Below are 17,724 nucleotides of genomic sequence, written 5' to 3' on the forward strand. Positions count from 1 at the left end.
AAACTTGAAGCGCGCGGCTTGCACGGGGTGAAGGATGCCTCTTGCAACACCTGCCAAAACCGTGGCGAGCGGATGTGCGGCCCGGCGCCCCGTTGGCCCGAGAAGCGGAACTGTGCGGATGCCCAGTGCGCATCGGAGGCCGCAAACCGCGACGCGCACCCGGTTGTGATAGGCGTTCTTAGCCGACCAGCGAATTCTTGATAATCTTTGTCAATTTGGCAGCGTAATTCGGGTCCGTGGCATAACCGGCCTTCTGCAAACCGTGTGCAAAGCTGCTGGCGTCGCCCGCGCTGGCCAGCACTTTTTCATAGCGTTTGTTGTTGGTAATTAACTGCGCATAATCCTTGAAGCTGTCGGCATAGCTGTCGTAGGCGCGGAATTTTTCCACCTTGCGCTGCGCCTTGCCATTCACATATTCCGTGGTGACGGCTTCCGTGACCTTGCCCTTCCAGTCGGCCGTAGCCTTGATGCCGAACAGGTTGTGGCTGCTGCTGCCGTCGCGGGCGATGATTTCGCGCTTGCCCCAGCCCGTTTCCAGCGCGGCCTGGCCCAGCATGAACTTGGCCGGGATGCCGGTGGCGCGGCTGGCTTCTTCCGCATGCACGCCCAGCTTTTCCTGGAAGGCGCGCACGTGCGGCGCCTGCGTGGCGTTGGCCTTGTCGCTGAGGGTCTTGCCGGTGGCGCTGGCGCCGTCCGTGAGCGCGCCCTGCTGCTGGCGGAACGCGGCCAGCGCCTGCGCCATGCTCGAGGAACGGGGCGACGGCGCGTCGGCGCCATCGGCGGCCAGCGCCTGGTTCGAGGATGACAATTGCCGGATCAGCACGTCCGCCAGTCCCGTGCCCCGCTTGGCCAGGTTCTGGCTCGTCTGCTGGTCCAGCATCGAGGTGTACATCTTGCTTTGCTGGCTATCCATGATGCCGTCCTGCGGCGTGGCGTCGCGCATGCTTTTCATCATCATGTTGATGAACATGGCTTCGAATTGCGTGGCGGCTTCCTTCAACGCGGCCGGGTCGCGCGCCTTGGCGGACTGGCGCAAGCCATCCATGCCCTTGACGTCATAGGCGGCGGTATTGCTGAGGTCGGTTTGGCTGATCATGGCGTGCCCATCAAATGATTTCCAGTTCGGCGCGCAGCGATCCTGCCGCCTTCATCGCCTGCAGGATGGCCAGCAAATCTTGCGGCGAGGCGCCGATGGCGTTCAGGGCCTTCACCACGTCGGACAGCGAGGCGCCGCCCTTGACCAGCATGACCTTGCCCGGCTCCTTCTTGATATCGATCTGCGCCGTCTGCGTCACCACCGTGCGGCCACCCGACAGGGGCGGCGGCTGGCTCACCTGCGGCTCGACATTGATGGTGACGGACAGGTTGCCGTGCGAAATGGCGCAGGTGTCCAGGGTCACGGACTGGTTCATCACCACCGAACCCGTGCGCGCATTCATGATGACCTTGGCCGCCAGGCGGGCCGGATTGACCTCGATGCTTTCCAGCTGGCCCAGGAAGGCCACGCGCTGGTCGCTGCCGCCCGGCGACTGCACCTGGATCACGCGGCCGTCCAGCGCGGCGGCCGTGCCGGGGCCGTAGCGGCTGTTGATGGCGTCGACCACGCGGCTGGCGGTGGCGAAATCGGTGGCGTTCAATTCCAGGCGAATGGTGTTGTTGGCGCCCAGCACCGAGGCAACGGCGCGCTCGACCGTGGCGCCGCCCGAGATGCGGCCCACGCTCAGGTGATTGATGACGACGGAGCTGCCGGCCGCCTGCGCGCCCACGCCGCCCACCAGCACATTGCCCTGCGCCATGCCGTACACCTGGCCATCGGCGCCCTTCAGCGGCGTCATCAGCAAAGTGCCGCCGCGCAGGCTTTTCGCATTGCCCATCGACGACACCGTCACGTCGAGCAGCTGGCCCGGCTGGGCAAACGCGGGCAAGGCCGTCGTCACCATCACGGCGGCGACGTTTTTCAATTGCAGGCTTGTGCCTTGTGGCAAGTTGATGCCCTGCTGCTGCAGCATGGCCGCCACGCTCTGGATGGTAAACGGCGTTTGCGTGGTCTGGTCGCCGCTGCCGTCGAGGCCGACGACGAGGCCATAGCCCATCAGCTGATTCTGGCGCACGCCGGCGATGCTGGCCAGGTCCTTGATGCGTTCGGCCTGCGCCACGGGCGCCAGCAGGGAGAGTGCCAGGCCGCAAACGGCCAGCAAGCGGGGGAAGGTCAGGGTCGCCATGATCAGAATGGCAGCAGGCTGAGGAAGAAGCGCGAGGCCATCGAGGCCATTTCGGCGCGGTCGATCTGGCTGTTGGTGCGGTATTCGACGCGCGCGTCCGCCACCTGGGTCGACGGCACGACGTTGCCGATGCCGATGGTGTCCGGATTGACCATGCCCGAGAAACGGATGAATTCCGTGCCCTTGTTCATGGCGATCTGTTTCTCACCAGCAACGATCAAATTGCCGTTCGGTAATTCCTCGATCACCGTCACGCCGATCGTGCCGCTAAAGGTATTGCTGGCGGACTGGTTGTCGCCGTCGGCAAACTTGGTGGCGCCATTCGCCGACACGGTGCCGCCGAAGCGGCCCTGGGCGATGCCGGGCGTGCTAAAGCCCACGCTGCCGGACTTGTTGCCGGAGCTGGCGCCCGCCTTGACGGCATTCGTGCGTTCGGTGATGGCAATCGTCAAGGTGTCGCCCACGTGGCGCGCGCGGCGGTCTTCGAAGGCGGGACGGTAGGTCGAGGCCTGGTAGATGGAACCGTTGCTGACGACCACCGGTTCCGGCATCGGCGCGCGCGTGGTGGTCGGATATTGCACGATCGAGGTGGGCGTGATGGCGCAGCCGGACAACAGGACTGCGGACAACAGGGCGATGATGGGGTATTGCATGACGAACCTCCGCTGCCATCCGGCGGCGGATGGCATGACGACGAAAAAAAATTAAAGCTGAGAGAGCTTCTGCAGCATCTGGTCGGACGTGGTGATGGCCTTGCTGTTGATCTCGTAGGCGCGCTGCGTCTGGATCATGTTGACCATTTCCTCGGCCACGTTGACGTTCGATGTCTCGATGTAGCCTTGCATCAGCACGCCGGCGCCATTCGTGCCCGGGGTGTTGGTCTGCGCCACGCCGGAGGCGCCCGTTTCCATGTACAGGTTTTCGCCCTTCGATTCCAGGCCGGCCGGATTGACGAAGGTGGTCAGCTGCAGGGAGCCGATCTGCGATGGCGCCACCGTATCGGGCAAGGTGACGGAGACGGTGCCGTCGCGCGCCACGGTGATGCTCAGCGCATTCGTCGGCACGGTGATGGCGGGCTGGATGACGAAGCCTTCGGATGTCACCAGCTGGCCGTTGGCATCCGTCTGGAAGGAGCCGTCGCGCGTATAGGCGGTGGCGCCGTCCGGCATCAGCACCTGGAAGAAACCGGTGCCGTTGACCATCACGTCGCGCGAATTGCCGGACGCTTGCGGATTGCCTTGCGTATGGATGCGTTCGGTGGCCACGGTGCGCACGCCGGTACCGATCTGCAAGCCCGATGGCAGCTGGGTCTGCTGCGAGGATTGCGCGCCAGGCTGGCGCACATTTTGGTAGAGCAAGTCTTCGAACACGGCGCGCGACTTCTTGAAGCCGGTGGTGCTGACGTTGGCCAGGTTATTGGCGATCACGTCCATCTGCGTCTGCTGCGCTTCCAGGCCGGTCTTGGCTATCCAAAGGGAACGAATCATGTTTTTTCTCCAATAACGGCGCTAAGTAAGCCTCGGGAAATTAGTGGGCATTTATGACAAACAGAACCAGATGCTATGCAAGGCGCTCATTGCGACGCAGAGCGCAGGTTATGGAAGTCAGAAATCACAGTAATTTATTGGGGTTGCTTAATCAGCCCTGTAGACTATTTCTATGTGACCATTATGCGGTGGCCCCCATCAATTCAAAGCGAGGATCTGGGTGGCTTTCGCCGCGTTATTCTCGGCATTCTTCAATAAACTCATTTGCGTTTCGAACTGGCGCGCCAGGGCGATCATGCTGACCATGGAGTCGACGGGGCTGACATTGCTGCCTTCCAGCGCGCCCGTCGTCAGTTTCACGGCCTGGTCGGCTTGCGCCGTGCTGCCATCCTTCAGGCGGAACAGGCCGTCGTCGCCGCGCACCAGCTGCTGCTCCGGCGGGTTGACCAGCTTGATGCGCCCCAGTACCGTCGACGGCCCCGGCGGCACGTCGGTGGAAATCGTGCCCACCGTGCCGTCGCTGGCGATGGCCACCGTCACGCCGGGCGGGATGGCCATGGGCCCCGTGTCGCCCTGCACCATCAGGCCGCCCTGCGTCTGCAGCATGCCGTTTTCGTTGAGCTTCAGGGCGCCGTTGCGCGTATAGGCTTCGGAGCCGTCGGCCGACTGCACGGCGATCCAGCCGCCGTTTTCCACGGCCACGTCGAGCGCGCGGCCCGTGTGCTGCATGGGACCCTGCGTGAAATCGGAACCGACCGTGGAATCGACGACAAAGGCGCGCGTCGGCATCATGCCGTCGGCCACCACGGGCACGGCGCGGAACGAGTCGAGCTGGGCGCGGAAACCCGTGCTGGCGGCATTCGCCAGATTGTTGGCCGTGGTCGCCTGCTTGTCCAGGATGTGCTTGGCGCCCGAGCCGGCGGTGTAGATGAGACGGTCCATGTATTTCTCCGTGCAAAACGAAAGCTGGGAGCAGTCCGAAAGAACCGCTCCCCTTACTCTTAACGCAGGTTGACTAAGGTTTGCAGGACCGAATCCTGCGTCTTGATGGTCTGCGCATTCGCCTGGTAGGCGCGCTGGGCCGTGATCATGTTGACCAGCTCCGCCGTCAAGTCGACGTTCGACACTTCCACGGCCGAGGCGCGCAGGTTGCCCAGGGTGCCCGTCTTCGGCTCGCCCGTGATGGGCCGGCCCGAGGCCGAGCTTTCCACCCAGGCGTTGTTGCCCAGCGGCTCCAGGCCATTTGGATTGGTAAAGTTACTCAGCACCACTTGTCCCAGGCTGCGCGTGCGGCCATTGTTGTACTGGCCCTGGATGACGCCGTCGTCGCCCACCACGAAGCGGCTCAGCTGGCCCGCCTTGTAGCCATCGGCTTCGGTTTTCTTTTCGCTGGTGGCCGTACCCAGCTGGGTCGAATTGGTGAAATCGACCTGGAGCGACAGGGTCGGATTGGCGCCCGTGGCGGGGAAGATCGGCAGGTTGACGGTGACGGGCAGGGTTTGCGGCGGCGTCAGGGCCAGCATGGCGGCCTTGTCCAGGCTGCCGACCGTGTTAAAGATCAGCGAGCCGGTCTTGACGGCCGGCACCGTCGTCACGGCAAGGATGGCGGCGTCGATCTGGTCCGGCGTGCGGCTGGAATTGATGCCATCCGGCACGGCCGTGCCATACGTGGCGGCGATGGCGGCCAGTTGCGCCGGCGTGGCGCCAGCCGCTGTGGCGGCGGCCGTGACGGCGGCACCGACCGCGCGGCCATAGGCGACGGCGGCGGCCGTCACGTTGGCCGCCACCAGCGGCACGGCCGTGGCGGCCGCCTGGTAGGCGGCGCGCGCGGCCAGCGAGGCGGGGTCCGTCTGCAGGGCGGCCGCGGCCTTCATGCTGGTCACTTCCGAGCCGTCCATGGCCGAGTAGACATCCCAGCTGTTGGTGCCCGTCTTGACGTAGTAATTCGACATGATGTGGGAATTGCCCAGCGAATCGAAGACTTCGACGGGGAACATCTTGCTGTACGAGGAATCATCGCCGGCCTTGAATGGCACCGTGGTCGGCATGGTCGTGTTGGAATTGAGGTTGACTTGCGTATCGACCTTGGTCGTCGCCTGCGGCTTCATGTCCGACTGGTCGATCTGCAGGGGCACGACGGCGCCGGCGACGATCTTGCCGTTGGCATCGGCCGCATAGCCCGTCAGCTGCGCCAGCTGGGCGTTGACGATGAAACCGCTCTTGTCGACCTGGAACTGGCCATTGCGCGAGTACTGGATGGCGCCGTTGACGCTGGTACGGAAGAAACCGCCGCCATTGATGGCGATGTCGAGGGGATTCGACGAGGTTTCCAGGTTACCCTGGTTGAACTGCTGGGCGATTTGCGAAACCGACACGCCGATGCCGACTTGGTTGCCGCCCACGCCATACAGCGAATTGGCATAGATGTCGGCGAACTGCGCCTGCGACTGCTTGAAACCCACGGTGGCCGAGTTGGCGATATTGTTGCCGATGGCGTCCAGCGATTTGGCGGCGCCATTCAAGCCGCTCAGGCCTTGTTGGAAAGACATTGTGTTCTCCTGGTAGAAATTAGGGGTAGAGGGTCACGCTAAGGTAAGCGGCTTACAAAATCTGTTTCACGTCGGCCATGGTGATGCTGCCCACGCCCGGCACATTCAATTTCACGCCATTCGCGCCCGTCGAGACGCTGGCGACCGAACCGAACATCAGCGCCGTTGCATCGGTGAGCTTGGTACCGCCACGCGTCGCTTCCACGGCGAACGTATAAGCGCCATCGGCCAGCACGACGTTCTTGCCATCGGCGTCCAGGTCGGCGGTGGAACCGTTCCAGCCCAGCGGCAAGGTGCCCGCCGGCTGCGCGCCCAGGTCGATGGAATGGACTTCCTTGCCATCCTTGTAAATGATGACCTTGACCTTGTCGGCCGCGGTGGCCAGGTCCACGCCCAGCAGGGCGGCGCTCTTGCTCAGGTTGATATCCTTGCCCGCCGTCAAGACGCCGTGGCCGATGATGTTGGCGGCCTGCATGGATTCGGCTTGCTGGTAGCTGGTCTTCAGGGTTTCCAGGGTCGTGTTGAGCTTGTTGACGCCCGTCACCGTGGACAGCTGCGCCAGCTGGCTGGTCAGCTGCGCATTGTCGAGCGGGTTCATCGGGTCCTGGTTTTTCAGCTGGGTCACCAGCAGGGTCAGGAATTTGTTCGTCTCCGCTTCGACACTGCCAGCCTCGGCCGTGGTCTTCTTCGGATTCATCGTCGCCATCAGGTCGGTGGTGACGGTGTTGCTGGTATCGATGGTTGCCATAATGATCAGTCAGCCTTATTGGCCGATGGAGAGGGTTTTCAGGAGCAGCGACTTGGCCGCGTTCATGGTTTCCACGTTGGTCTGGTAGGAACGCGAGGCCGACAGCATGTTGACCATTTCGTCGACCGTATTCACGTTGGGCATGGTGACGTAGCCCTTGTCGTCGGCCAGGGGATTTTTCGGGTCGTAGACCAGCTTCATCGGCGACGGGTCTTCGATCACCTTCTGCACCTTGACGGCCGTGGCGCCGTTGCCCATGGGCACGGCTTCAAACACCACCTGCTTGGCGCGGTAGGCTTCGCCCGTGGCGCTGGTGGCGCTGTCGGCATTGGCCAGGTTGCTGGCCACCGTGTTCAGGCGCTGCGCCTGCGCGCTCATGGCCGAACCGGACACATTGAAGATATTAAATAGCGACATGATTATTGTCCTCCCTGGATGGCCGTCAGCATGCCCTTGATCTGCGAGTTGAGGAACGTCACGGCCGCCTCGTAGCGGATGGCGTTGTCGGCGAAGGCATTGCGCTCCAGGTCCATGTCGACCGTATTGCCGTCGACGGCGCCCTGGGCCGGCGCGCGGTACAGCAGCGGCGTGCCGTCGGGCAAAGTCGCCGCCTTGCCACCCGCGGCCGTTGCCGCGCCCTTGCCTGCCAGGTGCTGCGGCGCCGTGCCCGTCAGCGCGGGTGTGCTGCCGCCCGCCTTCGCCAGCGCGCCCTTCAGGGCGGCGGCAAAATCGACGTCGCGCGCCTTGTAGTTGGGCGTGTCCGCATTGGCGATATTCGAGGCGAGCAATTCCTGGCGCGTCGAGCGCAGGCTCAGCGCCGTCTCGTTGAAGCGCATGTAATCGTCGAGTTTCCCTATCATGTCAGGCTCCGGAAAGATCTGCCACTGGCGCCCGAGATGGCGGAAGGATGGCGGTATAGTGATGACAGGAAACATAGTACGGCGGCAGTCCGCAAGGCCATCGCCGGATCAGATCGTACTTTTACCCCTTAATCGGCGCTTCGAACGGGGCCGCGCGCACTATCATGGCACTATTCCAGAGGCCTACCACCATGAAAATACCGCTCGCATTCCTACTCGTTCTCGCCACCGCCGCGCCCCTGGCGCAGGCGCAAACGGCCGGCCGGCAAACGCCCGAAGCCTTGCGCGCCAGCGTGGAACAGTTCCTGCAGGTGCAAAGCAATGGCTTGCCGGGCAAGGTAACGGTCACCGTCGGCGCCGTCGACCCGCGCTTGAACCTGGCCGCCTGCCCCGCGCCGCAAGCCTTCATGGCACCGGGCGCCCGCGCCTGGGGCAAGACCACCGTGGGCGTGCGCTGCACGGCGCCGGCCAGCTGGACTATCTATTTGCAAGCCAATGTCGCCGTCGTCGGCGACTACGTGGCCAGTGCCGTGCCGCTGGCGCAAGGACAAGCCATCGACGCCAGCCAGCTGGTGACGATGCAGGGCGACCTGGCGGCATTGCCCGCAGGCATCGCCACCGACATGGCGCAGGTGGTAGGCGCCAGCACGAATATTTCCTTGCCTCCCGGTACGCCGATGCGCCTCGACACCCTGCGCCGCAAACCCGTGGTGATGCAGGGCCAGCTGGTGCGGGTCGTTTCCAGTGGCAACGGTTTCCAGGTAGCATCAGAAGGCCGCGCCATCGGCAGCGCCGGCGACGGGCAGACGGTGCAGGTGCGCACGCAGAGCGGCCAGCAGATCAGCGGCGTGGCGCGCGCGGGAGGGATGGTCGAAGTGGCTTTCTGAACACGGATGGACAGCGATATTGTGGTCTGGCGCACTAAAGTTTCGGCGCAAGGTGCCGATAATGACACATATCCCGGAGTTTTTTGACTTCGACCAGACGAGGATCACGCTGTGAAAATTACCGACAACACCATTAAAAGCAATCCCGGCCTGCCGGTAGCGCCCGCGAATACCTCCGGCGCCCGCAATGCCGAGAAAGCCCAGGCAACACCGACGACGTCGGACAATGTACGCCTGTCCCCGCAAGGACAGGCTTTAGCGGCCAGTGCAACTGCCGGCAGCGGCGCCGTGTTCGACACGAAAAAAGTCGAACGCATCAAGCTGGCGATCGCCGACGGCCAGTTCCAGGTCAACTCTGAAAAAGTGGCGGACGGTCTCCTGGACACAGTCAAGGACTTGCTGCACTCACGAAATAGATAGGTTCCCCAATGCAATCAGTGACTCCGTTTTCCAGCCTGCGCGACGAGCAACAGCTCATGACCACATTGCTGGCATTGATGAAAGAAGAACAGCTGCATCTGGTTGCGGCTGACATCGATGCAATCGCGGAGCTCACCGTGCGCAAGACGGCACTGGTAGGACAATTGAGCCAGCTGGCGGCGCAACGCCACCAGGCGCTGGCGGCAGCCGGCTTCATGGCTGCCGAAGCGGGCATGGAAGACTGGCTGGTCGGCGCCGGCGTGGCCGAAGCGGCGCCCCTGTGGAAATCCCTGCTCGAAACGACGCGCGAAGCAAAAGAGCAAAACCGCTTGAACAGCCTGCTTGTCAACAAGCATATGCTGCACACCCAAGGCGCCCTGAACGCCATGCGCCCCACGGCCCAGAGCGGCAACTTCTACGGCCCCAGCGGCCAGCCGACGACCAACACGCCGAACCGGCGCGTGGTGATCGGCTAAATCCTCCCGTCTCATTCCAGCCTCGCTGCGGCACAAGCAGCAGCGGCTGGCGTGATGCCCCGCGCCTCGCTCCTATGCCGAAGGCTGCAAGCCATGCACGGGCGCGGACGCCAGCAGGCGCGTGCGCAGCAGCAAGGCCGGCCGCTCCACCAGCCAGTACAGCGCTGCCGCCGCCAGCAAGGCCACGCCGTTGTAGACGCAAAATGCCATGACGGGCGATGCGCCCAGCGCATCGCCCAGCGCTGCATCGAGCGCGTGATACACCTGCTTGTGCGTCAGGTACAGGCTCAATGCCAGAGTCGCCAGGGTGGACGCCCCGGGCACGCGCCAGCGGCCTGGCCAGGTGTGCCCGCTGATGCAGCCGGCCACCAGGCATGCCAGGCTGCATGACAACAAGGGAAAGCCGAAGACGATGCCGGCAAAGCCCGGCACGCCGCGTAGCAGCCACATGGCACCCGCCAGTCCCGCCGTCCCCGATACCAGCAAGAGCACGCCGCGCGCCATCAGCATTGCCCACCATGCGGGACGAAAACCGCGCGTGACGGCCAGCAGCACGCCCATCAGCAAACCATCCAGGCGAGCCGGGCTGGGCATGTAGATCAAGGCGATGAAACGCTCGACGTAAGCCCCCTGCCCCAGCAGCGGCGCCAGCTCCTGTTGCCACAGCCAGGCCCGCAGCAGCATGCCGCCCAGCAGCACGCCCAGCGCCACGGCCACTGCCCTGCCGGCGGATGGCCGGCGCGCCAGCCACCACGCCACTGGCGGCAGCAACAGGTAAAAATGTTCTTCCACGCACAGCGACCAGGCATGCGAAAAGGCGCGCGCATCGGGCGCGCCGGGAAACAGATTGACGGTAAAGGTCAGAAACTGCCACAGCGGCCGCATGACGTCCGCCTCGCCGGAGGCCGGCAGCAGCACATACAGCGCCAGCACGGCGAGATACACGGGCAGGATGCGCAAGCTGCGGCGCAGCATGAACTGCGTCCACCACGGGCGCCAGGCGGGCCGCGCGCCAGCGGCCCATGGACGCAGCAATTGCCAGCCGATCAGGTAGCCGCTGAGTACGAAAAACAGGTCCACGCCCATCCAGCCGTAAGCGACGACAGGGCCAGGCAAGCGCAGGCCATAGCTTTCCAGGTGATACAGCATGATCCAGCCGATGGCCAGCGCGCGCAGCAGGTCGAGGCCGGGCAAGCGGCCGGCGGCAGAAACATAGAATGGCATGCAATAAGTTACGATGATGGCAAGCCGCCATCATGCCACGGCATGCGTGCAATGAGAGCGTGCAAAGCCGAAAAACAGAAATACCTTGGCGACGCGGTCACTCCCGTACGTTTGAGCGCGCTCAAACCCGAGGGAAGCGGTATCTATATGCTGATTCTTAGCGCACGCCGCACCATAACAGGTGGGACTTTCCCCACTGACAAGAATAGCCCTTCCCGCCGGCATAGCTAATCCATTCCGACGCGTCCCGCCTGCGCTTTTGCGCTGCGCCACGACGTTTGCCATTTCAATCGCAAAATCATTCGGAGCATGATATGAACGCTATCTCACTATCCAAGGCTGGCGCGGCGCTGCTGCTCGGCGGCACCCTGCTGGCGCCATGCGCGCAAGCCGACACGCAAGCCGTCTTTTACAACCATCTCGTCTCGACCGCCGTGGTGGCCGCGCCGCTGCTGGCGCAAGACACGCTGTTCATCGACACCTTCACGACGGAACGCGGTTCGCTGCTGCAAACGACCACGTTTACGGTTGGCAGCGGCGTGCAGTCATTCACGGGCAACGCGGCCTGGCTGGTCACCGGCGCCAATGACTTCGGGCCCCGCCTGACGGGAGTCAACATCGACCTGTTCGACGCGAGCCACAACCTGGTGCAATCGGATACCTTCGCCGGCGTGCTGGGCGGCTTCGCCCACTCCACTTTCAGCGGACTGCTGGGCGCGGGCACCTATACCATGGTGGCGACCGGCGTCGGCGTGCGCGATTCCGTGCTGGACATTTCCATCACCACGGCCGTGCCCGAACCGGCAAGCTATGCCATGCTGCTGGCGGGGCTGGGGTTCATCGGCTATGGCATCCGGCGCCGCAAGACCCTGGCCTGACGGGTCCTGACCCGCCGCGCAGCCGTGCGTCGCCGGCCGCGTGCGCCATGGGCTGGCACCGTTCAGCCATGCGCAGGGCGTCCCGTGTGCTGGCGGAATTTCGCCGCGATAGCCTGGCCCTTGGCTGCGGCGGCGGCCTGCTGTGCCGGGGTCAGCTCATCCTGCAGCCAGTGCCAGTATTCATCCTGGTAGGGATTCGTGGTGCCGGGCGCCAGGATGTCGTCGTAGACCAGACGTAGGGCCAGCAGGTAGCCATAGGCCTGCGGCGCATCCTTGCGCACCACGTCGCCATCGCGCAGATACGCCATCATCAGAGTGGAAACGCTGCTCAGCTCGGCATTGTCCGCCTGCGCCGTCAGCTGGGCGATGGCTTGCTGCTTCCACGCCTGCACTAGCGGATCGTCGGGGCGGTTGCGCAGGGCGCTGCGGTCGCCGAACGGGCCTTCCGACAGGAACAGGGTGGCCGCGCCCGGCACGCCCGCCTTGGCGGCGGTAGCCAGGTAAGCCAGGCGGTCTTCGCGCTGGCGCTGCGTCAGGCCCGCGCACAGCTGCCGCTGGGCGGCTTTTTCTTCCGCCGTCATCTCGCGGCCCAGCTCGAATTCCAGCGCCGGCAAGCGCCCTTCCTGCTGGAAGGCGATGCAATCGTCGAGCAGATTGTAGGCGGCGTACGCGTCTTCCGGCTTGCCGCTGGCCGCCAGGCGGTCGAGCTGCCGCGCCAGGGTCACGGGCTCTGGCGCGGCAGCGGGCGCGGCCGAAGGACTGGCGCCGGGATTGAAATACGCGGCCAGGCTGCGGCCAGGCGGTGCGCTGCCGGCGCCAGTCGCGCCGCCGGCCTCCCCGGGCATGCTGCGGTCAGGCGCGGGCCAATATGCCAGCGCCAGCGCTGCCGCGAGCGCCGCGAGGGCGATGCCGCCAAGTTTGACGTTCATGATAAGGGTTATGCGTGGGCTGGAAGCGCACGTTACCACAGGCGCGCGCCGGCGTGCCGCACGCGGCGCGCACGCCCGGAGAAGATCCGCCGCCGGCCTCTTTTTAGCCGCCGGCCTTTTTCGGCTGATGGCCCAGCTTGGCCAGCGCGGCCAGAATGGTCTCGACATGATCGCCCTGGACCTCGATCACGCCATCCTTGACGGTGCCGCCCGAGCCGCACTGCGTGCGCAACTGCTTGCCCAGCAGGGCCAGCGCGATGGCGTCCAGCGGCAAGCCCTTGACCACGGTAACGCTCTTGCCGCCGCGGCCCTTGGTCTGGCGCGATACGCGCACCACGCCGTCGCCCGCCGGCGCCGCCTTGGCCTGCGCCTTGCAGACGCACTGCGCCAGCGGCTGGCGGCACGCGGGGCACATGCGTCCCGTTTCGGTGGAATACACAAGGCCGCCCTGGGAACTGCTTTTCATGATGGTGAGATAAAAAATGGGAAGGCCGCGATTGTACCAAGCGGCGGCCTTCAGTTGGCCGGCGCTGGCGCCGGAGCGGGCGCCGTCGGCACCTCCGTCACTGTCTCGGGTATGCCGGACAGGATCGTCACGGCCACCCTGCGGTTGCGCGCGCGCCCTTCCGGCGTCTCGTTCGGCGCCACGGGAATGTTGTCGGCGTGGCCCACGGCCGTCAGGCGTGACGCCTGCACGCCGCTGGCGATGAACAGGCGCACCACGGCGCTGGCGCGCGCGGCGGACAATTCCCAGTTCGAGGCGAAGTTCGAATTGCTGATGGGCTGGACGTCCGTATGCCCTTCCACCTGCACGTCGTGCGCATCGTCCTTCAGCAGCACGGCGACGGCGCGCAGGGCCTGGTCCGACTCGGCCGTCAGGCGCGCCGCGCCCGGGTCGAACAGCACGCTGGCGTTGATTTCCACGCTGACGCCACGGCTCGTCTGCGTGACGCGCACCTTGCCTTCCTTCACCAGCGGCGCCAGGGTCGAGGTCAGGTCCTGCGCCAGGCGCGTCATGTGTTCGCGCTCGCGGCGGATGGCTTCCGTGCGGCGTTTCAGGGCGGGGTTCGGCAGCGGGATGGCTTGCGGCGCTTCCATGACGATGGGCGGCGCGCCCTTTTCCAGGCTAAAGGCCTGGCCGATGGCATTCTGGAAGACGCGGTACTTGCCCTCGTTGACTTGCGAAATGGCGTACATGACGACGAAAAAGGCGAACAGCAGGGTGATGAAGTCGGCGTACGAGATCAGCCAGCGGTCCTGATTGTCCGGTTCCTCGTCATACTTCCTGCGCGCGCGCCGCATCATGGTCAGTGCTCGTGCAGCAGGCTGGAAACGCGCTCTTCGATGATGCGCGTATGGTCGCCGGTGGCGATGTCATACATGACGGCGGCCGTGATCTCATACTGCAGCACGCGGCGCGTGACGATGGCCTTGAGTTTATTGGCCACCGGCAGGAACAGCAGGTTGGCCAGCCCCACGCCGTAGATGGTGGAGACGAAGGCGACGGCGATGCCGCCGCCCAGCTTGCTGGGATCGGTGAGGTTTTCCATCACGTGGATCAGGCCCAGCACGGCGCCCAGGATGCCGATGGTGGGCGAATAGCCGGCCGCCGATTCCCACACCTTGACGGCCTGGCGCTCGGCCAGCTCGTAGGCGGTGATTTCCACGTCGAGCAGCTGGCGCAGCTTGTCGGGCGCGATGCCGTCGACGATCATGCGCAAGCCCTTGGCATTGAAGCGGTCGGCCGTGTTTTCCATCAGGCGCTCGAGGGCCAGCGGGCCGTCGCGGCGCGCCGTCAGGCTCCATTGCCCGATGTCGCGCGCCAGCGCGGCTCGCGTGTCGGCCGGCGGCAAGAACACCCAGCGCAGCATTTCCAGGCCGCGCACGAAGGTGCGCAGCCGCGTTTGCAGCAGCACGGCGCCGAAGGTGCCGATGACCACGATGGCGAAGGCGGCCGGCTGCAGCAGGGAGGCCATCTTGCCGCCTTCCAGTGCCTGGCCGACCAGCAGGCCCGCCAGCGCCAGCGCCAGCCCGATTACGCTGGACCAGTCCACGCCTGCTCCCTCAAGGTTGCGCGCAGGCGCGCGACGGCCTGGGTATGCAGCTGCGAGACGCGCGATTCCGACACGCCCATCACCGCGCCGATCTCCTTCAGGTTCAGCTCTTCTTCGTAGTACAGGCCCATGAGTATTTTCTCGCGTGGCGGCAGCGCGTCGATGGCATCGATCACGGATTGCCGGAAGTCGGTATCGAGCAGGGAACGCAAGGGGTCGCTGTCCTCGTCCACGCAGTGGCGGTCGAGGAAGCTGTCATTGCCGTCCGGATCATGAAAATCTTCGTAGTACACCAGCTGGTGGCCGCCGCCGTCGCCCAGCATTTCCTGGTAGTCGGCCAGCGACATTTTCAGCAGCTTGGCCACTTCCGACTCCGTCGGCGGGTGGCCCAGGCGCTGCTGCAGGATGCTCATCGCCTCTTCGATCTTGCGCATGTTCTGGCGCATGCTGCGCGGCAGCCAGTCGCTGGTGCGCAATTCGTCGAGCATGGCCCCGCGGATGCGCAGCACGGCATAGGTCTCGAACTGCGCGCCATGCGTTTCCTCATAGCGGCTGATGGCGTCCAGCAGGCCGATCATGCCGGCCTGGATCAGGTCATCGACCTCGACCGAAGGCGGCAATTTCGCCTTCATATGGTGGGCCAGACGCTTCACCAGCGGAATATGCTCCGTCAGCAAATAGTCCTTGTTCGATTTCCCTTTGACCGTGTACATAGGCTGCTTATTGTTTTCTCGTCTTATCTGATGCTACGGTTGCTGTCAGGCGCTGAAATGGTGGGCGCTCCCCGTCTGGCACAAGGTGGAACCGAGCACCGGCGCCGCCGAACGCACCAGCCGCTCGGCCAGACCGCGAAACGCCACCGAAGCGCCCGCCAGCGGAAACGCATCGACCACGCTGCGGCCCAGGCGCGCCGCGCGGTGCAGATACTCATCGGCTGGCACCGAGCCCATCGAGGTCAGTTTCACGGCCAGATAGCGGCTCGCCGCCTGCGCCATATTATCGTATACCACTTTTGCCTCGGATTCGGAAGCGCCGGTGACAAGAATGCCGAACGGGCGGCGTCCCAGTTCCTGGTTCAGGCGCTTGATCAGGCAGTAGGCCGCCTTGATCGAATTGGCGCTGTTCGACACTTGCACGACGATATCCGAAGACGCCATCAGCGGCACGGGGAAGCACTCGCCCTGCTCCGCCACCACGCCGTCGACCAGCACGATACCGCTCTGGCGCGCCAGCACCTCGAAGGTCTTGCCCAGGCGGCGCGTGTCGTCGTCGCCCGCATAGTCGTGGCTATCCATCAGATGGTTGCGCGCCCCCATGTAGGCCACGCCGAAGCCCTGCGGCACCTGGTGGATCACCTGGTTCAGGCCGCACTGCTGGCGCGCCACGTCGAGCAGGCTGGCGCCATGCGCCAGGCCCAGGCGCGCTGCCACGCCTTCGCTGCCGCCGCTGGCGTCGACCAGCAGCACTTCATTGCCGCCATAGGCCAGCGACGCGCCCAGGTTGACCAGCATGGCGCCCTTGTCATCCTGCGGCGTGGCCGACAGGAACGTCATGACGCGCGGCTGCGGGCCGGCCAGCATGCGGCGCAGGCCTTCGGCCTGGTCGAAATCGAAATTAGCCAAGATGCACCCCGCGTGCTTCATTGTTGCGGGCGGCCGCCTGCGCCATCAGCAGCGGCAGTTCGGCGTCGGAAAACTGCGTCGCCGCCGCATCGCGCTTGAGCTTGAAGGCGCGGTCGATCAGGTAGCCGCGGTCGGCCAGGTACAGGTCTTCCGGCACGCGCTGGCCGTTCGACACATAAAACAGGTTGAGTTTCTGGCGGATCACCACGTCGAGCACGTTGCCGATCGACGCCGCCTCATCGAGCTTGGTCATGATGCAGCCGGCCAGGCCGCTGCCCTGGTAGGCGCGCACCACTTCGTTGAGGGTTTCCTGCGTCGCCGTCGAGTTCAGGCACAGCAGGCGTTTCACGTCGGCGCCGGCGCCCGACAGCATGGCCACCTGCTCCGTCACCATCTGGTCGCGCTGGCTCACGCCCACCGTATCGATCAGCACCGTGTGCTTGTTCTTGAGTTCCTTCAGGGCGATGCGCAAGTCCGCCTCGTCCTTGACGGAATGCACCATCACGCCGAGGATCTTGCCGTAGATGCGCAGCTGCTCGTGCGCGCCGATACGGTAGGCATCCGTGGTAATCAGGGCCAGCTTCTCCGGGCCGTGGCGCATCACGCAGCGGGCCGCCAGCTTGGCCGTGCTGGTGGTCTTGCCCACACCGGTCGGGCCGACCAGGGCAAACACGCCGCCCTGCTCCAGCATGGCGTCTTCATTGGCCACGGTGTTCAGGTTGCGGCTGAGGACAGTCTTGATCCAGCGCATGCTTTGCGCGCCATCCAGGCCGGCGGGCAGCTTGTCGATCAGGTAGCGCGCCAGGCTGGCCGAGAAGCCGGCCGCCAGCATTTCGCGCAGCACCACGGCTTTTTGCGGCTCGCGCTGCTGCGTCGAGCCCCACGAGATTTCCGCCAGCTGGGTTTCCATCATGCCGCGCATGGCGCGGATTTCATTCATCATGCCGCTCATCTCGGCGGCGGCGTTCTCTTTCACGTGCGCCAGCGCGCTGGCCATCATCTGCTGCATGCGGGCCATGTCCATGGGCTCGGCGGCTGGCTGGCGCGGCGCGGCGGCACGCGGCGCGGCCGGGCGCTGGGCCGGGGCGGCCGCACGCTGCGGCGCGGCGAACTGGGTCTGCAACTGGGGACGGGGCTGGGCCATTTCGGAGGCGGCCGGCGGCGAAGCCAGCGAAGCGGCGTCGTCATTGGCCAGCGCGAGGATTTCCACCACGCCATCGGCCTGGCGGTTCGACAGGATCACGGCATCGGGCCCCAGCGCTTCGCGCACCTTGCGCAGCGCATCGCGCGACGAGGCGCCCGTAAATTTCTTCACATTCATGGCCGGCCTCCCAGGGCAGGGTTGGCGCAAGATTGGCTGAACTGTGT

21 protein-coding genes are annotated in these 17,724 nt (G+C 65.0%); 4 read left to right on the forward strand and 17 right to left on the reverse strand.

The genetic code is table 11. The features are described from left to right. Window positions 1-178: 178 nt before the first annotated feature. From flgJ to flgB, 9 genes are all read right to left on the reverse strand, one after another. A complete protein-coding gene (gene flgJ, locus ACZ92H_RS02565) occupies window positions 179-1,096 on the reverse strand; it encodes a flagellar assembly peptidoglycan hydrolase FlgJ (protein WP_465048136.1) in 918 nt (305 codons plus the stop codon). A gap of 10 nt (window positions 1,097-1,106) precedes the next feature. Next, window positions 1,107-2,222, reverse strand: coding sequence for a flagellar basal body P-ring protein FlgI (locus tag ACZ92H_RS02570; RefSeq protein WP_465048135.1), 1,116 nt, complete (start codon window positions 2,220-2,222; stop codon window positions 1,107-1,109). Between the two features lie 2 nt (window positions 2,223-2,224). After that, on the reverse strand, window positions 2,225-2,875 hold the full coding sequence (locus ACZ92H_RS02575) for a flagellar basal body L-ring protein FlgH (protein WP_131371407.1): 651 nt from the start codon (window positions 2,873-2,875) through the stop codon (window positions 2,225-2,227). Between the two features lie 51 nt (window positions 2,876-2,926). Continuing rightward, window positions 2,927-3,709 carry a flagellar basal-body rod protein FlgG gene (flgG, locus tag ACZ92H_RS02580; protein WP_092795697.1) on the reverse strand — a complete coding sequence of 261 codons (783 nt, stop codon included), beginning with the start codon at window positions 3,707-3,709 and terminating at the stop codon, window positions 2,927-2,929. Between the two features lie 198 nt (window positions 3,710-3,907). Next, window positions 3,908-4,651, reverse strand: coding sequence for a flagellar basal body rod protein FlgF (locus tag ACZ92H_RS02585; RefSeq protein WP_131371410.1), 744 nt, complete (start codon window positions 4,649-4,651; stop codon window positions 3,908-3,910). A gap of 59 nt (window positions 4,652-4,710) precedes the next feature. Beyond that, window positions 4,711-6,258: a flagellar hook protein FlgE gene (locus tag ACZ92H_RS02590; RefSeq protein ID WP_131371413.1), complete on the reverse strand. Its 1,548-nt coding sequence runs from the start codon at window positions 6,256-6,258 to the stop codon at window positions 4,711-4,713. Between the two features lie 52 nt (window positions 6,259-6,310). Beyond that, complete coding sequence (locus tag ACZ92H_RS02595) at window positions 6,311-7,006, reverse strand: flagellar hook assembly protein FlgD (protein WP_465048134.1); 696 nt, start codon at window positions 7,004-7,006, stop codon at window positions 6,311-6,313. Between the two features lie 15 nt (window positions 7,007-7,021). Continuing rightward, complete coding sequence (gene flgC / locus ACZ92H_RS02600; protein ID WP_131371419.1) at window positions 7,022-7,423, reverse strand: flagellar basal body rod protein FlgC; 402 nt, start codon at window positions 7,421-7,423, stop codon at window positions 7,022-7,024. Between the two features lie 2 nt (window positions 7,424-7,425). After that, entirely contained in the window at window positions 7,426-7,866 is a 441-nt protein-coding gene (gene flgB / locus ACZ92H_RS02605) for a flagellar basal body rod protein FlgB (protein WP_131371421.1), read from the reverse strand. 191 nt (window positions 7,867-8,057) lie between these two features. On the opposite strand from flgB, the gene flgA reads away from it, so the two are divergent. From flgA to ACZ92H_RS02620, 3 genes are all read left to right on the forward strand, one after another. Further along, entirely contained in the window at window positions 8,058-8,753 is a 696-nt protein-coding gene (flgA, locus tag ACZ92H_RS02610; RefSeq protein WP_465048133.1) for a flagellar basal body P-ring formation chaperone FlgA, read from the forward strand. Window positions 8,754-8,864: 111 nt separating this feature from the next. Next, on the forward strand, window positions 8,865-9,173 hold the full coding sequence (gene flgM / locus ACZ92H_RS02615) for a flagellar biosynthesis anti-sigma factor FlgM (protein ID WP_034754089.1): 309 nt from the start codon (window positions 8,865-8,867) through the stop codon (window positions 9,171-9,173). A gap of 8 nt (window positions 9,174-9,181) precedes the next feature. Next, entirely contained in the window at window positions 9,182-9,649 is a 468-nt protein-coding gene (locus ACZ92H_RS02620; protein ID WP_131371427.1) for a flagella synthesis protein FlgN, read from the forward strand. 72 nt (window positions 9,650-9,721) lie between these two features. On the opposite strand, the gene ACZ92H_RS02625 is transcribed toward ACZ92H_RS02620, so the two are convergent. Then, window positions 9,722-10,873, reverse strand: a complete 1,152-nt coding sequence (locus ACZ92H_RS02625; protein WP_465048132.1) for an acyltransferase family protein — start codon at window positions 10,871-10,873, stop codon at window positions 9,722-9,724. Between the two features lie 314 nt (window positions 10,874-11,187). Here ACZ92H_RS02625 and ACZ92H_RS02630 point away from each other — a divergent pair, with 314 nt between their 5' ends. Next, complete coding sequence (locus ACZ92H_RS02630) at window positions 11,188-11,751, forward strand: PEP-CTERM sorting domain-containing protein (protein WP_465048131.1); 564 nt, start codon at window positions 11,188-11,190, stop codon at window positions 11,749-11,751. Between the two features lie 62 nt (window positions 11,752-11,813). On the opposite strand, the gene ACZ92H_RS02635 is transcribed toward ACZ92H_RS02630, so the two are convergent. The 7 genes from ACZ92H_RS02635 to flhF form a co-directional block, all read right to left on the reverse strand. Next, window positions 11,814-12,680: a hypothetical protein gene (locus tag ACZ92H_RS02635; RefSeq protein ID WP_465048130.1), complete on the reverse strand. Its 867-nt coding sequence runs from the start codon at window positions 12,678-12,680 to the stop codon at window positions 11,814-11,816. A 103-nt stretch (window positions 12,681-12,783) separates the two neighbouring features. Then, window positions 12,784-13,146 (reverse strand): translation initiation factor Sui1, encoded by a 363-nt coding sequence (locus ACZ92H_RS02640; protein ID WP_465048129.1) that lies wholly within the window; start codon window positions 13,144-13,146, stop codon window positions 12,784-12,786. Window positions 13,147-13,196: 50 nt separating this feature from the next. Then, window positions 13,197-13,982, reverse strand: a complete 786-nt coding sequence (motD, locus tag ACZ92H_RS02645) for a flagellar motor protein MotD (protein WP_465048450.1) — start codon at window positions 13,980-13,982, stop codon at window positions 13,197-13,199. 5 nt (window positions 13,983-13,987) lie between these two features. Then, a complete protein-coding gene (locus tag ACZ92H_RS02650) occupies window positions 13,988-14,734 on the reverse strand; it encodes a flagellar motor protein (RefSeq protein WP_131371441.1) in 747 nt (248 codons plus the stop codon). Continuing rightward, entirely contained in the window at window positions 14,716-15,447 is a 732-nt protein-coding gene (locus ACZ92H_RS02655) for an RNA polymerase sigma factor FliA (RefSeq protein WP_071322371.1), read from the reverse strand. Before ACZ92H_RS02655 ends, ACZ92H_RS02650 begins: the two co-directional genes overlap by 19 nt. 45 nt (window positions 15,448-15,492) lie before the next feature. Beyond that, window positions 15,493-16,356, reverse strand: coding sequence for a MinD/ParA family ATP-binding protein (locus tag ACZ92H_RS02660; protein WP_465048128.1), 864 nt, complete (start codon window positions 16,354-16,356; stop codon window positions 15,493-15,495). Beyond that, window positions 16,349-17,677 carry a flagellar biosynthesis GTPase FlhF gene (gene flhF, locus ACZ92H_RS02665; RefSeq protein ID WP_131371447.1) on the reverse strand — a complete coding sequence of 443 codons (1,329 nt, stop codon included), beginning with the start codon at window positions 17,675-17,677 and terminating at the stop codon, window positions 16,349-16,351. Before flhF ends, ACZ92H_RS02660 begins: the two co-directional genes overlap by 8 nt. Between the last annotated feature and the right edge of the window lie 47 nt (window positions 17,678-17,724).

It is taken from the genome of Janthinobacterium foliorum, assembly GCF_978021625.1.

Bases quoted from the DNA above. Each gene is read 5' to 3' on its own strand.
- flgJ (WP_465048136.1), bottom strand. From the start codon at position 1,096: ATGATCAGCCAAACCGACCTCAGCAATACCGCCGCCTATGACGTCAAG.
- ACZ92H_RS02570 (WP_465048135.1), bottom strand. From the start codon at position 2,222: ATGGCGACCCTGACCTTCCCCCGCTTGCTGGCCGTTTGCGGCCTGGCA.
- ACZ92H_RS02575 (WP_131371407.1), bottom strand. From the start codon at position 2,875: ATGCAATACCCCATCATCGCCCTGTTGTCCGCAGTCCTGTTGTCCGGC.
- flgG (WP_092795697.1), bottom strand. From the start codon at position 3,709: ATGATTCGTTCCCTTTGGATAGCCAAGACCGGCCTGGAAGCGCAGCAG.
- ACZ92H_RS02585 (WP_131371410.1), bottom strand. From the start codon at position 4,651: ATGGACCGTCTCATCTACACCGCCGGCTCGGGCGCCAAGCACATCCTG.
- ACZ92H_RS02590 (WP_131371413.1), bottom strand. From the start codon at position 6,258: ATGTCTTTCCAACAAGGCCTGAGCGGCTTGAATGGCGCCGCCAAATCG.
- ACZ92H_RS02595 (WP_465048134.1), bottom strand. From the start codon at position 7,006: ATGGCAACCATCGATACCAGCAACACCGTCACCACCGACCTGATGGCG.
- flgC (WP_131371419.1), bottom strand. From the start codon at position 7,423: ATGTCGCTATTTAATATCTTCAATGTGTCCGGTTCGGCCATGAGCGCG.
- flgB (WP_131371421.1), bottom strand. From the start codon at position 7,866: ATGATAGGGAAACTCGACGATTACATGCGCTTCAACGAGACGGCGCTG.
- flgA (WP_465048133.1), top strand. From the start codon at position 8,058: ATGAAAATACCGCTCGCATTCCTACTCGTTCTCGCCACCGCCGCGCCC.
- ACZ92H_RS02620 (WP_131371427.1), top strand. From the start codon at position 9,182: ATGCAATCAGTGACTCCGTTTTCCAGCCTGCGCGACGAGCAACAGCTC.
- ACZ92H_RS02625 (WP_465048132.1), bottom strand. From the start codon at position 10,873: ATGCCATTCTATGTTTCTGCCGCCGGCCGCTTGCCCGGCCTCGACCTG.
- ACZ92H_RS02630 (WP_465048131.1), top strand. From the start codon at position 11,188: ATGAACGCTATCTCACTATCCAAGGCTGGCGCGGCGCTGCTGCTCGGC.
- ACZ92H_RS02635 (WP_465048130.1), bottom strand. From the start codon at position 12,680: ATGAACGTCAAACTTGGCGGCATCGCCCTCGCGGCGCTCGCGGCAGCG.
- ACZ92H_RS02640 (WP_465048129.1), bottom strand. From the start codon at position 13,146: ATGAAAAGCAGTTCCCAGGGCGGCCTTGTGTATTCCACCGAAACGGGA.
- motD (WP_465048450.1), bottom strand. From the start codon at position 13,982: ATGCGGCGCGCGCGCAGGAAGTATGACGAGGAACCGGACAATCAGGAC.
- ACZ92H_RS02655 (WP_071322371.1), bottom strand. From the start codon at position 15,447: ATGTACACGGTCAAAGGGAAATCGAACAAGGACTATTTGCTGACGGAG.
- flhF (WP_131371447.1), bottom strand. From the start codon at position 17,677: ATGAATGTGAAGAAATTTACGGGCGCCTCGTCGCGCGATGCGCTGCGC.